Annotated in this window: 10 protein-coding genes; 3 read left to right on the top strand and 7 right to left on the bottom strand. The window is 65.7% G+C overall.

All coding sequences use genetic code 11. From position 1 onward, the window contains the following. Nucleotides 1-44: 44 nt before the first annotated feature. A complete protein-coding gene (locus N8H22_RS14010) occupies nt 45-725 on the top strand; it encodes a c-type cytochrome (protein ID WP_264591120.1) in 681 nt (226 codons plus the stop codon). Here the strand turns inward: N8H22_RS14010 and codA are convergent. Together codA and codB are read right to left on the bottom strand one after the other, a co-directional pair. Further along, nucleotides 719-1954, bottom strand: coding sequence for a cytosine deaminase (gene codA, locus N8H22_RS14015; RefSeq protein ID WP_264591121.1), 1236 nt, complete (start codon nt 1952-1954; stop codon nt 719-721). The genes N8H22_RS14010 and codA overlap by 7 nt on opposite strands. Before the next feature lie 13 nt (nt 1955-1967). Next, a complete protein-coding gene (codB, locus tag N8H22_RS14020) occupies nt 1968-3245 on the bottom strand; it encodes a cytosine permease (protein ID WP_264591122.1) in 1278 nt (425 codons plus the stop codon). 288 nt (nt 3246-3533) lie between these two features. Here codB and N8H22_RS14025 point away from each other — a divergent pair, with 288 nt between their 5' ends. Beyond that, nucleotides 3534-5072: a catalase gene (locus N8H22_RS14025; protein ID WP_264591123.1), complete on the top strand. Its 1539-nt coding sequence runs from the start codon at nt 3534-3536 to the stop codon at nt 5070-5072. Nucleotides 5073-5185: 113 nt separating this feature from the next. Then, the gene (locus N8H22_RS14030; protein WP_264591124.1) at nt 5186-5740 is read left to right on the top strand and encodes an ankyrin repeat domain-containing protein; all 555 of its coding nucleotides are present in this window, start codon (nt 5186-5188) and stop codon (nt 5738-5740) included. Nucleotides 5741-5744: 4 nt separating this feature from the next. Here the strand turns inward: N8H22_RS14030 and cynS are convergent, their stop codons facing one another. The 5 genes from cynS to N8H22_RS14055 form a co-directional block, all read right to left on the bottom strand. Then, nucleotides 5745-6194: a cyanase gene (cynS, locus tag N8H22_RS14035; RefSeq protein ID WP_264591125.1), complete on the bottom strand. Its 450-nt coding sequence runs from the start codon at nt 6192-6194 to the stop codon at nt 5745-5747. 83 nt (nt 6195-6277) lie between these two features. Beyond that, the gene (locus N8H22_RS14040; protein WP_264591126.1) at nt 6278-7039 is read right to left on the bottom strand and encodes a phytanoyl-CoA dioxygenase family protein; all 762 of its coding nucleotides are present in this window, start codon (nt 7037-7039) and stop codon (nt 6278-6280) included. A 66-nt stretch (nt 7040-7105) separates the two neighbouring features. Next, nucleotides 7106-10750 (bottom strand): SbcC/MukB-like Walker B domain-containing protein, encoded by a 3645-nt coding sequence (locus N8H22_RS14045; RefSeq protein ID WP_264591127.1) that lies wholly within the window; start codon nt 10748-10750, stop codon nt 7106-7108. After that, the gene (locus N8H22_RS14050; protein WP_264591128.1) at nt 10747-11982 is read right to left on the bottom strand and encodes an exonuclease SbcCD subunit D C-terminal domain-containing protein; all 1236 of its coding nucleotides are present in this window, start codon (nt 11980-11982) and stop codon (nt 10747-10749) included. Before N8H22_RS14050 ends, N8H22_RS14045 begins: the two co-directional genes overlap by 4 nt. Before the next feature lie 1099 nt (nt 11983-13081). Continuing rightward, complete coding sequence (locus tag N8H22_RS14055) at nt 13082-13954, bottom strand: WYL domain-containing protein (protein ID WP_264591129.1); 873 nt, start codon at nt 13952-13954, stop codon at nt 13082-13084. Nucleotides 13955-14249: the final 295 nt, after the last annotated feature.

The following is a 14249-nucleotide window of genomic DNA, read 5'->3' on the forward strand; positions in this document are numbered from 1 at the left end:
CTTGAAAGCGACCCCACTGGCCTACCTCGGTACTGGATGACCCCATGCGCGTTCTTGTCCTTGCTCTGCTTAGCTGCCTCGCCCCGTTCTCCCATGCCAGCGAAGAGGCGATGGAGCGTTTCAACTATCTGATGGCCGACGACACGCGCCGCCAGCAGGCTTATGCCGCGGGCCAGGAGCGGTCGCTGTTCTGCAGCTACTGTCATGGCGAGACCGGCAACAGCAAGCGCAAGCACATCCCCAACCTGGCGGCGCAGAATCCGCTGTACCTGTTCCATTCCTTCGAGAAGTTCGCCAGCGGCGAGCGCGTCGACTTCGTGATGTCCAAGCTGGCGGAAAATCTGACGCTGGAGGATCGGGTGAACGTCGCGGTGTACTTCAGCCAGCAGAAGGTCAATCCACCTGCGGATGCGCCGAACGAGCCGCTGCGCAAGACCGGCGAGAAGATCTTCCAGACCACCTGCACCGGCTGCCACGGCGCCCACGCCGAGGGCATGGAAACCATGCCGCGCCTGGCTGGCCAGCCTGACGAGTACATCCGCAAGGCGCTGACGCGCTTCCGCGAGAATGACCCCAGCCGCGCCGGCTCGGTGATGATGCCGATTGCCAGCAAGCTGTCCGTGGCCGATATCAACGCCCTGGCCGCCTACCTCTCGCAACTGCAGCTTAGCCCGGCCGAGGAACACGCCAGCCTCAGCCGGATCCGCAAGGTCGCCGCTCAGTAACGCTGGATCTGCGCCGGCGTGCGGCGCATCAGCACCTCCCCATTGCGCACCGAAAGCAGGGCATGGCCCTGGGTGCGCAGCATCTCGTAGTCATCCGGCGCCGACAGCACCAGCAGGCTGGCCGGCCGCCCTGCCTCCAGCCCGTAGCGTTCGCCCAGGTTCAGGGTGCGCGCGCTGTTGTCGGTGATCAGGTCCAGGCCGCGCTGCAGGTCCTCGTAGCCGAGCATGTGGCAGATGTGCAGCCCGGCTTCGAGGATGCGCAGGATGTTGCCGTTGCCCAGTGGGTACCAAGGATCGACGATGGAATCCTGACCGAAGCAGATGTTCATCCCGGCGCGGTCTATCTCGGCCACACGGGTCAGGCCGCGACGCTTGGGATAGGTATCGAAGCGGCCCTGCAGGTGGATGCTCTCGGTCGGGCAGGAAACGAAGTTGATCTTCGACATCTTGAGCAGACGGAACAGCTTGGAGCAGTAGGCGTTGTCGTAGGAGCCCATCGCCGTGGTGTGGCTGGCGGTGACCCGCTCGCCCATCTCGCGTACCCGTGCCTCTTCGGCGAGCACTTCGAGAAAGCGCGACTGCGGGTCGTCGGTTTCGTCGCAGTGCACGTCCACCAGGCAGCCGGTGCGCTCGGCCAGGTCCATGAGGAACTTGATCGAGCTGACGCCCTGGTCGCGGGTGTTCTCGAAGTGCGGAATGCCGCCGACCACATCGGCGCCCATGGCGATCGCCTCGGTCATCAGCTCGCGACCGCCCTTGAACGACTCGATGCCCTCCTGCGGAAAGGCGACGATCTGCAGGTCGATCAGGTGGCGGGTTTCCTCGCGCACCTCGAGCATGGATTTGAGCGCCGACAGCGTCGGATCGGTGACGTCGACATGGGTGCGCACATGCTGGATGCCGTGGTCGACCAGCATGTCGATGGTTTTCTTCGCTCGGGCCTTGGTGTCCTCGTGGGTCACCAGCGCCTTGCGCTCGCCCCAGCGTTCGATGCCCTCGAACAGCGTGCCGCTCATGTTCCAGGCCGGCTCGCCGGCAGTAAGGGTGGCGTCGAGGTGGATGTGCGGCTCGATGAAGGGCGGCACCACCAGATTGCTGGCGGCGTCGATGTCGCCCTCATTGGCTTCGGCCGGCGCCTGCTGCGCGCTGATGGCGGCGATGCGCGCGCCGTCCAGTTCGATGCGGTACAGACCGCTGCGGCCGCGCAGGCGGGCGTTGAGGATGTTCATGGTGGCTCCTTGATCAGCGTGCGTCGGTTTGCGTCGGCACTGTGCGCGACAGGGCCAGGCGCTGGCCCTCGTACAGCACAATATAGGCCGCGGCGGCCACCAGTATGCCGACGATGGGCGCCACCCAGGGCGAGAAGTAGGCGCAGGCCGCGCCCAGCACATAGGCCGCCAGGCCCACGCTGTTGTACTTCGGCAGGCGCGCCTCGGCCAGTTTCGGATACTGCCCGCGATGGCGGTAGAAATAGTCGGCCATGATCACGCCGCCGATGGGCGGGATGATCGAGCCGAGCAGGATCAGGAACGGGATCAGCAACTCGTACATGCCGCCCAGTGCCAGCAGCGTGCCGACGAAGGCGCCGCCCAGGGTCACCAGGCGACGGCGCTCGGTGCGCAGCAGGTTGCAGCCGGCGGCGGCAAAGTTGTAGATGGTGTTGTCCTGCGTGGTCCAGAGGTTGAGAAAGAGCATCACCACCGCGGCCATCGACAGGCCCTGCAGCACCAGCACTTCGACGATGTCCGGCTGCTGGTAGACGATTGCTCCGTAGGCGCCGGCGACGATCATCAGGCCGTTGCCGATGAAGAAGCCGATCAAACTGGCCCATACGGCGACCTTGCTGCTGCGGGCGAAGCGCGTCCAGTTGGTGGCCTGGGTCGCGCCGCTGACAAAGGTGCCGAAGATCATGGTGATCGCCATGCCGAGGGTCAGGCTGTCGCCCGGCTGCACCGCCAGTAGGCCGTCCAGCCCGCCAATGTCGCGGGTGGCAGTCCACAGCGAGGCAATCAGCAGAATCAGCATCGCTGGCACCGCGATGCGCGAGAGCAGGTCGAGGCCCTTGTAGCCGACGAAGGCGGTCAGGCAGAAGCCGAAGCCGAACAGCACCATCAACGGCAGCGTCCAGCTTTCCGGCAACGCCAGCAGGCGCACCAGGACGATGGCGATGGTCGCCGTGCCCCAGGCGTACCAGCCGATCTGGGTGAAGCCGAGCAGGAAATCGGAAAGCCGACTACCGACCTCGCCGAAGCAGAAGCGCCCCATCAGCACCGAGTTCAGCCCGCTGCGGCAGGCGATCAGCCCGAGCGCGGCGGCATAGAGGCCGAGCAGCAGGTTGCCGATCACCGCGGCCCAGAGCATGGTCTTGAAGTCGAAGGCCAGGCCGATCTTGCCGCCGGCGAACATGGTGGCGGTGAAGAAGGTGAAGCCGAACAGCAGGATGGAGGTGGACCACAGCCCCTTGCGCGCGCCGGCGGGCACTTCGCTCAGGGGGTAGTCGGTATCGACGGGCTGTTTCATGGTGGATGCTCCGCAAGGTGGATGCAGCCAGATTGCAGATGCCATGCCATTGCTGACCGATCGGCCAACTCGGCGCGTGGGCAATGACGCTGCCGTTGCTGCTGATTCGTGCCGGTGCGTCGAGCTGTCCAGATGCACCGAGATGGCGCCTCGGGCGAAGTTCCGGCAAGCGGAGCGACATTTTCTCTATCGCGCTGTTCGGCTTATTCAATTGGGGCATCAAAGCTGCGCCTCTTAGGCTTTCCGACGCGCCATAAGCGCATCAGAAAAATCGAAGAGGAATCACCCATGTCCCGTATGACCTTCGGCTCCACGCCAGCGCGCCTTGCGCTGGGCGCTATTTCCGTGAGCCTCCTTGCGCTGTCCGCCCACGCTGCCCCGCTGACCCGCGACAATGGCGCGCCGGTCGGCAACAACCAGAACTCCCAGACCGCCGGCCCCAACGGCCCGACCCTGCTGCAGGACGTGCAGCTGCTGCAGAAGCTGCAGCGCTTCGGTCGCGAGCGCGTGCCCGAGCGCGTCGTGCATGCCCGTGGCACCGGTGCCCATGGCGAGTTCACCGCCACCGAAGACATCTCCGAGCTGACCCTGGCCAAGGTCTTCGAGAAGGGCAGCACCACCCCGGTGTTCGTGCGCTTCTCCACCGTGGTGCACGGCCTGCACTCGCCGGAAACCCTGCGCGACCCGCGCGGCTTCGCCACCAAGTTCTACACCGCCGATGGCAACTGGGACCTAGTTGGCAACAACTTCCCGACCTTCTTCATCCGCGACGCCATCAAGTTCCCGGACATGGTCCACTCGTTCAAGCCGGACCCGCGCACCAACCTGGATGACGACAGCCGCCGCTTCGACTTCCTCTCGCATCATCCCGAATCGACCCGCACCCTGACCCTGCTGTACTCCAATCAGGGCACCCCGGCCAGCTACCGGATGATGGACGGCAATGGCGTACACGCCTACAAGTTCGTCAACGACGAGGGCGAAACCCACTATGTGAAGTTCCGCTGGAAGAGCCTGCAGGGCCTGAAGAACCTCGACCCGAAAGAGAACGAGGCGATGCAGGGCAAGGACTACAGCCACCTCTCCCGCGATCTGGTCACCGCCATCGACAACGGCGATTACCCTAAGTGGGACCTGATGATCCAGGTGCTCAAGCCGGAGGATCTGGCCAAGTTCGACTTCGATCCGCTGGACGCCACAAAGATCTGGCCTGACGTGCCCGAGCGCAAGATCGGCCAGATGGTGCTGAACAAGAACCCGGACAACATCTTCCAGGAAACCGAGCAGGTCGCCATGGCGCCGGCCAACCTGGTGCCGGGCATCGAGCCGTCCGAGGACCGCCTGCTGCAGGGCCGTCTGTTCTCCTACGCCGACACCCAGATGTACCGCGTCGGTGCCAATGGCATGAGCCTGCCGATCAACCGCCCGAAGGTGCCGGTCAACAACGGCAACCAGGACGGCCAGCTGAACGCCGGCCACACCACCAGCAGCGTCAACTACCAGCCGAGCCGTCGCGAGAACCGCGAGGAAACCCCGCGCGCCGTTTACAGCAAGCTGGAACTGAGCGGCACCACCCAGCAGGCGCCGATCCAGCGTCAGCAGAACTTCAAGCAGGCCGGCGATCTGTATCGCTCGTTCAGCAAGAAGGAGCAGACCGACCTGATCAACACCCTGGGCGGCGAGCTGGCCAAGGCGGACGACGAGGCCAAGCACATCCTGCTGTCGTTCTTCTACAAGGCCGACACCAACTACGGCGAGGGCCTGACCAAGGTCGCCAAGGCCGACCTCAAGCGGGTCAAGGCGCTGGCCGCCGAGCTCAAGGACTAAGGTCCCCGGACCGGCGCCCGGCATGCAGTGGAGGCTCCTTTGCGCTGCATGGGCGTCGGTTGTTTCGACCCGGGTCGGGCGATGGCCCGGGTCTTTTTTATCGTGGAGGCAATATGCAAGGTCTTTTGCTGATGGCAGCGCTGCTGTTGGGCAGCGGGGCCGCATTGGCCGCCGATGGCCCGCTGGCGAATGCTGTGGACACGCCCGAGGCGGTCCAGCAGCAGTTGCGCGACTACTTCTTCAATGCCGCGCGCTTCGGCGATAACGAGATTCTCGACGAATTCATCCAGGCCGGTTACGACCTGAACACTGCCGACGACAAGGGCTATACCGCCCTGATCCTGGCGGCCTACAACGGCCACGGCGAGACGGTGGAGCGCCTGCTCGCCGCCGGGGCCGATGCCTGCGCCGAGGACAAACGCGGCAACACCGCCTTGCTCGGGGCCATCTTCAAGGGTGAACTCGGCATCGCCAAGCGCCTGCTGGCCACCGAGTGCGATCCCAACCAGCGCAACAACGCCGGGCAGACGCCGGCGATGTACGCCGCGCTGTTCCAGCGCGAGGCATTGCTCCAGGCGCTGCGCGAGCGTGGTGCGGACCTGAACGCGGCGGACCCGTTGGGCAACAGCGTGGAAAGCCTGGCGCGCGGGGAGATCCGCACCCGCTGATCCCTCAGTAGCTCTTGTAGGGCAGGAACTTGCCGGACAGCACCACATTGACGCGATCGCCCTTGGGGTCGCTCTGGCGCTGGATATCCATGGAGAAGTCGATGGCGCTCATGATGCCGTCGCCGAACTCCTCGTGGATCAGCTCCTTGATGGTAGTGCCGTAGACGTTGACCAGCTCATACCAGCGGTAGATCAGCGGATCGCTCGGCACTGCGGTGGGCAGCGAGCCCTTGTAGGGGGCGATCTGCAGCCAGGCGACGGCCTCGTCGGAGAGTTCGAAGAGCTGACCCAGGGTTTCCGCCTGGGCCTTGTCGAAGGCCATCTGACCGAGGCAGCCGGCGGTGGTCCACTCCTTGGACATGCCGATGCGTTCGGCGACATGCGCCCACTTCAGGCCCTTGCGCACCTTGGCGGCGACGATCATCTGGGTGACCTGTTCACGACTGCTGATCATGGCGAATCCTCATCTGGCGAATGCGAGTCACTGGCCGCGCGGGCGCGGCGGGCCTCGGTCGATGCAGGTTCGGTGCCAGGGATTCAGTCGTATTCGGCCGCCTCGTGCTCGCCGAGCAAGCGGCGCTGGCGCGGCGTGGCGGCGGCCAGCACCTCGGGACTGAAACTGAAGTGCAGGTAGGGCGAGAACTTCTGCGCCACCATGCGTCGGCCGTAGTGGATCTGCAGCAGGTAGCGGCTGCGCTCGGCGCTGCGGTTGCGGCTGCCCGCGTGCCAGAGGTCGCTGCGAAACAGCAGCACGTCGCCGGCCTTGCACAGCACCGGCTCGGCCGCGCGGCCGTGCCACTGCGTTTCGCCCGGACGCGGCTTGCGCCCGGCGCGGTGGCTGCCGGGGATCACCAGCGTCGGGCAGAGGTCGGCGTCGATGTCGTCCAGGTACAGGTGCGCGGTGCAGATCTGCATCGGCAGTTCGAAGGCGGGATCGGCCAGCAGGCTTTCCGGCAGCTCCATGGCCAGGTAGTCGGCATGCAGCTCGCCGCCGATAAAGCCCGGGCGGCTGCGCCAGGCGGTCTGGCCGATGATGTGGCAGTCCGCGCCGAGCGCCGCCTCGGCCAGTTCGATCACCCCGGGCAGGTCGAGAAAGCGCAGCCAGAACGGCGAGCGGTTGAACACGCACTTGTAGTGATCGTCGACCAGGCCCCGGTAATCCCAGTGGATGGGTTCGAGCCGGTCGATGGCCTCGCGCAGCTCCGTGATCGCCGGCTGGTCGAGCACGCCCGGCAGGAGGACGAAGCCGTCGTGGTGCAGTGCGGCGAGACGTTGGGCGGTGAGCGTGGCGATATCCATAAGCGGGCGGACCGGATCGATTGGTGGGTAGGGTGGACAACGCGCGCAGCGATTGTCCACCGATAGCTATCCGACGATTTTCAGCACACTCTGACCGTTGCCCTGGCGCTGCACCTGGATCTGTACCGGAATGCGCTCGTGCATTTCCGCCACATGGCTGATCACTGCCACCTTGCGGCCCTGGGCCTGCAGTGAGTCCAGCGCATCCATGGCGATCTGCAGCGACTCGGGATCGAGGCTGCCGAAGCCTTCGTCGATGAACAGCGACTCGATCCTGAGCTTGCTCGACGCCATCGAAGCCAGGCCCAGCGCCAGCGCCAGCGAAACGAGGAAGGTCTCGCCGCCGGACAGCGAATGCACCGAGCGCAGCTCGTCGCCCATCTCGGTATCCATCACCAAGAGGCCGAGCGGGCTGCCGCCGCGCTTGAGTCGGTAACGCCGCGCCAGCTGACGCAGCTGCACGTTGGCGTGCTGCACCAGCAGGTCGAGGTTGTAGGCCTGGGCGATCTTGCGGAAGGCACCGCCGTCGCTGGAACCGATCAGCGCAGCGATACGCCCCCAACGCTGATGCTCGGCGCGCGCAGCGTCGATCTCGGCGAGCAGCGCCTGGCTCTGGCTGCGGCGTTTGTCGTCGTCGATCAGCCTGGCGCGGGTTTCCGCGCAGTGCTGGTCGGCCAGCTCGCACTGCTGCAGTTGCTCGGCGTGGCGTTGCTGCAGCTGCCCGGCATCCGGCGTTTCGCTCTGCTGCTGGTTGTGCAAGTTCAGACGATTGAGGCAGCCATCCAGACGCTCGCGACAGCGGGTCAGGGTTTCGCTGTTCTCTCGCAAGCGCTGACGCGCCTCGGCGATCAGTTGGTCGTCCATGTGCAGCAGCTGCGCGAGAGTGGCGTCGTCCAGCTGCGGATGGTCGGCGCGCCAGGTGGCGAGTTCGGCATTCAACGCGTCGCGTTCCTGCGCGAGTTCGGCGTGGCGCTCGCGACAGTTCCGCTGCTCGCTGTGCAGCCGCGTCAGGCCGAGCTTACTGTCGTTGAGCTGTTGGTCGATCGCGACCTGCGCCTGGCGTGCGGTCTGGATGGCCGCATCCAGCTGCTGTTGCCAGGCGCTGGCGCTGGTCTGTTCGCCGAGACTGGTGCGCAGCGCCTGCTGGCTGGCCAGCAGCAGTTTTTCGCGCTCGCTCAGTCGCGCGTTGCAGCTCGTCTGTTTCTCCTGACGATGGCGTTGCTGCAGGTGCTCGTCGTTGCGGCGCTGCTCGCACTGGCGCAGCTCCTCGGCCAGCTCGGTTTGCTGTTGCAGCTGTTGCAGCCGCGTGGCGATGCTGGAGTCCAGCTGGATGAAGGTCTGCGCCGGGTTCTCGCGCCAGCGCTGCAGTTGTTCGGCGGGCAACAGTTCGGCAAACGCCTGCAGTTCCTCGTCGAGTTGTTGAGTGTCGCGGGCGAGCGCATCGCGTTGGCGGGCGAGTTGTTGAGTCGCTTCGACACAGGCTTCGCGTGCCGCTTGCCAGGCCTGCTGCAGGGTTTCGCTGCGCTGTTGCAGGGCGAGCAGTTGCTGCTGACGCTGGCTGGCACTGGCGATCTGGTCTTTGAGATTGGTCAGCTGCGCTTCCAGCCATTGCGAACGCTCGGCTTCCGGCTGCTGCAGCAATTGTGCATGCGCAGGCAGGGCGAGCAGGCGCGGCGTCAGAGTCTGCAACTGCGCATCGATTTCGCCCTGGCGTTGCTGCGTCTGGCGCAGCTGCGTGCTGAGTGCGACGTGGCGGTCACGCAGCTCCTGCAGACGCTGATCCTGTTCCTGTAGCGCCTGCTGCGCGCGCTCGGCCTCGCGGTCATCGTGGCGGTCGAGGCTGGCAACCAGCGCATCGGTCTGGTGCCAGGGATGCTCGCCGCTGCCGCAGACCGGGCAGGGCTCGCCGGGGACCAGCGCCGCGCGCAGCGCCTCGACATTCTCGCTGCGCGCCAGGCGCTGGCGTTCGAGCAGGGCGAGAGTGACCTTGAGCGCCTGCTCGGCGGCGTCGCGTTCGCTGCGGACCTGTTTGCCAAGCGGCACCAGGCTGTCCAGCTCGGCCTGCTGGCGACTGTGGGCGTCGCTCAGTTCGCGCTGGCTGGCGACGAGCGTGAGCTGCTGCGACCAGAGCTGATGCAGTGCATCGGTTTCGCGTTCGGTCTGGCGCCAATCGTCGAGCTGGCGATGCAACTGGGCCAGCTGTTCGGCCAGCCCGACCTCGCTGTCGCGCTCACCTTGCAGGTTATCCAGCGCCGCTCGCGCCTGGCTTTGCTGTGCCTCCGCAGCTTCAGCCTGCGCTTGCAGCGCGGGGAGTTCGCTCTGCCCTTGCTGCAGCCGCGCGGCCAGCTGCACGGCCTGTTGCAGACGTGGCCGGTAGCCGCCCCAGGCGGCACAGAGCGGTTGCAGCGCGGCGCTCGTGTCGAGTTGCTGGGTCAGCGTCGCGAGCTGTTCGGCGGCGCGTTGCTGTTGTGCGTCGAGTTGCTTGAGGGTTGCCTCGCCGGCACTGGCCGCGACATCGGCCTGGGCGCTTTCTTCGCGGATCGCGGCAAGGTCGGCGTTCAGATGGCTGAGGCGTTCCTCTTCACGGCGTGCCTGCGCCAGCCTCGGCTCGGCCGTCTGCCGCGCCTGTTCGGCTGAGCGCAGGTCGTTGCCGGCTGCTTCGCATTGGCTCTGCAAGCTGTCGAGACGTTGCTGCAGGCTTTGTTCCTCGTGCTGCAGGCGCGTCAGGCTGTCGGCGGCTTTGCCCAGCAGCGGATCGAGTTCCTGCTGACGTAGAAAACGATGACGCTGCGGCGCGAGCAATTCGAACAGCTCGAGAATGCGCCGGGCCTCGGCCAGGCTCTCGCGCTCGTCTTCAGCGTCCTGCAGTTGCTGGCGGGCGGTATCGCGCTCGCCTTCCAGACGCCGCAGCTCGCTGAGCCATTGCCGCTGGGCTTCCAGCTCCTTGAGCTGCTGTTGCAGCTTCTTCAGTTCTTCGAGCTGGGCCTGATGTTCGCGCTGCAGTGCTTCACGCTGCTCCGGCTCCAGCGGCTGCAGACCGCCGGCCTGCTGTTCCAGGCGGGTCAGGCTTTCCTTCGCCTGCTTGGCGGCCTCGAAGGCGGCCTGGCCGAGGCGGCTGTAAAGGCCGGTGTCGGTGAGCTTTTCCAGCAGGGTGCCGCGCTCGTTGTCGTCGGCCTTGAGGAAGGCGGAGAATTCGCTCTGCGCCAGCAGCACGGCGCGGGTGAACTGCGCCAGGGTCAGGCCCAGGCGCGCTTCGAGCAATTCCTTGAACTCGCGCTTCTTGCCGCTGGCCAGGAGCGTGCCACTGTCGAGATCCGTAAGGCTCTGGCTGCTGGCCTGCAGTTTGCCGTCGATCTTCTCTTTGGCACGCCTGACCTCCCAGCGAGCGCGGTAGCGGTGGCCGTCGACCCCGACGAAATCCACCTCGGCATAGCCGCTGCCGCAGCCGCGGCGCAGCAGGTTGCGCTCGTCGCCGCCGCCGATCTCGGCTTCGACGTCGGGGACCTTGTTCAGCGGCGAGACGCTGTCCAGTCGCGGCGTGCTGCCGAACAGCGCCAGGCACAGGGCGTCGAGAATGGTGCTCTTGCCGGCACCAGTCGGCCCGGTGATAGCGAACAGTCCGGCGCTGGCCAGCGGTTCGGCGGTGAAGTCGATGACCTGTTCGCCTGCCAGTGAGGCCAGGTTCTTCAGGCGGATGGCGAGAATTTTCATCGCTCAATTTCCTCACTGGCGAACTCGACCCGTTGCAGGAGCGTGGCGAAATCGTCCAGCGCCTGTTCGTCTGCCGGGTTGCCGTACTGTTCCTCCCAGGCGCGGGCGAACAGCTCCTGCGGGCTGATCTGGTCGAGGCCGAGCAGCACTTCCGATTCCGTTTCGCCGCGCTTGCCGGCGTATTCGCTGGCGATGCGTACCAGCCGGCAGGCCTTGCCGGCGATCGCGGTTTCGATGCGCTGGCGCAGGTCCGGTAGCGGCTCGTCGAGCAGCACGCGTACTTCCAGCCAGGGCAGGTTGTCGTCGAACAGCCCGGTGGGCGGCAGCGCCTCCAGCGCGGTGATGACCTCGGCCAGCAGCGCGCGGCCGATACGGATCATCTCCACCGCGCGCGGCACCGGCAGGTTGTCGACCTGTTTCAGGGTCTCGCCTTCGAGCTCGACCAGCAGCACCTGATGCGCGTAGTTGACCTCGGCGAAGGACAGCGGCAGCGGCGAGCCGCTGTAGCGGATGCGCGCCTGCCCGGCGACCTGCTGCGGCTTGTGCAGGTGGCCGAGGGCGACATAGGCGACCGATTCGGGAAACAGGCTGGCCGGCAGCGCTTCGGCATTGCCGATGACGATGTTGCGCTCGGACTCCTCCGATACCGCGCCGCCGGCCATGTGCGCATGGCTCATGGCGACCAGCGCCTGGCCCGGCTGGCGTGCGGCCTCGGCGGCGGCGATGAGGCGTTCATGCACCTGGCGAATGCCGGCCATGTAGTCGTCGCCCAGTTCCACGCCGGTGACCTCGGCCGGGCGCAGGAAGGGCAAGGTGAGGCACCAGGCGGCGGTATTGCCAGCGGCGTCATGCAGCGGCACCAGCAGCCGCTGATGGTCGAGCTGGCCCTCGGCGACCCAGCTGATGCGGCCGACGGCGTGGGCATTGAGACGCTTCATCAGCGGCGCCGGCAGCTCGATGCGCCCGCCCGAGTCATGGTTGCCGGCGATCATGACGATGTCCAGCTGCGGCAGTTTTTCGTGGGCGCGGACGATGAAGTCGTAGAGGCGTTCCTGAGCCTTGAGCGGCGGGTTGACCGTGTCGAAGACGTCGCCGGCGATCAGCAGGGCGTCGGCGCGCTGGGCGACCAGCTGGTCGAGCAGCCAGGCGAGGAACTGTGCGTGCTCGTGGTCGCGGTCCTGGCCGTGGAGGGTCTGGCCAAGGTGCCAGTCGGAGGTGTGGATCAGGCGCATGCGCTTTGGGCTCTTGCGGAGCGAAGGTGGGCGCGCCGCGGCAGTCGGCCGGGGCGCGATTTGTTTTGGGATATTGGTGGGGCGGGGTGCAATGCCCGGTGTTTGGGCGTGGCGCTTTCCGTAGGGTGGAAAACCGCGCAGCGTTTTCCACCTTGTTGGGCGCCTATGCCTGCGAACGGCGCAGCGCTTTCCTTGGCCGGAGCTACCAGTTGCGCCTTGCACGGCGCGTCACTTTCTCTTGTTTCGCCAAGAGAAAGTAACCAAAGAGAAGGCGCCCCCTGCATCCGGGTCTGGCCGCTACGCGACCAGACTTCCCTCACTCCGGCATTGCTCCGGGGGCACGTCACGAAGGGGCATCCCGCCTGGGCGGCCCCGCCCTTCGTTCCTCGCTCGGCGTCCATGCCTCGCGTCCTCCTACGCAACGCCTGCGTTCGGCCTCCTGAAGGGGAAGGGAGTTCGCGTCGCCTGAAGGCACAGCGGCTGGCTTCGCTTCTCTTCGCTTTGTTTCTTGGATTTGCCTTTCGCTTTTCCATGCACGGCCTAGTAGGCGACACCCGATTCCCCTTCAGGAGGGTGAGCGGAATCGTTGCGCAAGGGGTTGAGCCGCATGGACGCGGCGAAAGGCTCAAAGGGCCAAGGATGGCCCTTGTAAGCCGACCCATGGAGCGGCGATGGAGCGAACGGACCCTGCGCGCAGCGCAGGGCCGGATGCAGGGGCGCGCTTTCTTTTGCTTACTTTTCTTTGCGCCGGGCGGCGATCCGCGTGCAAAGAAAAGTGAGGCGCCGTGAGAGGCGCAATCTAGCGGCCGGGCCAAGGAAAGCGCTACGCCAACTACAAGCGTGCATGCCACCCCCGGTGGAAAACGCTCTGCGGTTTTCCACCCTACGACGTCTCCGGTGGCGGGGAAAAGTAAGGTGCTGTGCAAGGCGCATCCTGTCGCGCCAGCCGAGGAAAACGCCATGCTAGACACAGACGTGCATGCCACCTGTGGTGGAAAACGCTGCGCGGTTTTCCACCCTACGACCTCTCCGGTGGCGAGGAACGGTGACGCGTCGTGCAGTGCGCACCCTGTGGCCGCTGCCGAGCCAAGCCAACCCCTCACGAGTACAACCACCCCTTGAGTGCCTGCAGATTCCCCACCTGCAGCTGCTGCGCCGCCGCATTGGCCTGCACCGTGTTCGGGTCGATCCCGAACCGCTGCAGCACGTACTGCACCAGCGCCCCACGCGTCTCCACCGGCAGCTGGCCATCGACCATGCCGTAGTCCACCTCGATGATCGCCTTCTGCGCAGCGCTCAGCCGCGCGTCGGGTTCGATCAGCACGGTCACCGGCGTGTTCCACGCGTCATCCTGCTCGCGCCTGTGCTCGCTTTCGTCCATCAGGTCCGGCTCGCCGCGAAAGCGGCTGAGGACGAAGTCGCGGTAGGCGCGGTTCTTCTCGCAGTAGGCGCGCACGTGCCAGCGCATGCCGGTGAATGCCAGGGTGTGCGGTGTCATCACGCGGATTTCCACCTCTGGGTTGGCCAGCGACACGTATTCGGTTTCCAGCCGCAGCCCTTCGCGGCAGGCCTGCAGGATCGGCCGCAGCACTTCCGGGCGGATGCTGCGGTCCGGCACCTGCAACACCTCGGTGTGCGCGTAGGCCAGCGCCAGACCCTCGATGTGCGGCGCGCGCACGCGGTTCTGGTCGAGCAGGTGCAGATAGGCGCTGGCGCTGCCGTCGATGAACAGCGGCTGGAAGTCGGGTGCCGGCTTGTAACCCTTCAGATGCCGGTCATATGTAAGGTTTTCCGGCGCGTGTTCGTTCAGATAGGTGTTGATGTCCTTCGACGCCTGCTGCCGGCTGATGCCGAAACTCTGCATCAGATGGCCCGTGGTCAGGCGGCCTTCCCACCAGGCGATGGTTTCGATCAGGCGATAACGCAAGGCCAGGTCCCAGCGGATGTGGCTGATCGATTGCTCCCTTTTCATTGCTTTCTTCTTCCGTTCGAAAACTTTACATGCCTATGTCTGCATGCTCGACGTGTCGCGTGACGCTACATATATTCGGGGCGTGATTCAAGCTGAGCGTGAACGAGGAGGCTGCGATGAACCTGATGCTCAATGCCCTGGCAATGTCGTCCGTTGCGTTGGTGGCGATGCTGTTGCTGGCCTGGCTGGCCTACGCGGAGCGGGAGGGCAAGTAACGAGATTTATGACAGTTGCTCGGGGCCGGGCCAACGCCCCGATGAGCGGCGGGAGTTTCCGCGTTGTGTGCGTGGTCTTT

Origin of the sequence: Stutzerimonas sp. S1 (assembly GCF_025966695.1) — a bacterium.
Taxonomy (GTDB): Bacteria; Pseudomonadota; Gammaproteobacteria; order Pseudomonadales; family Pseudomonadaceae; genus Stutzerimonas.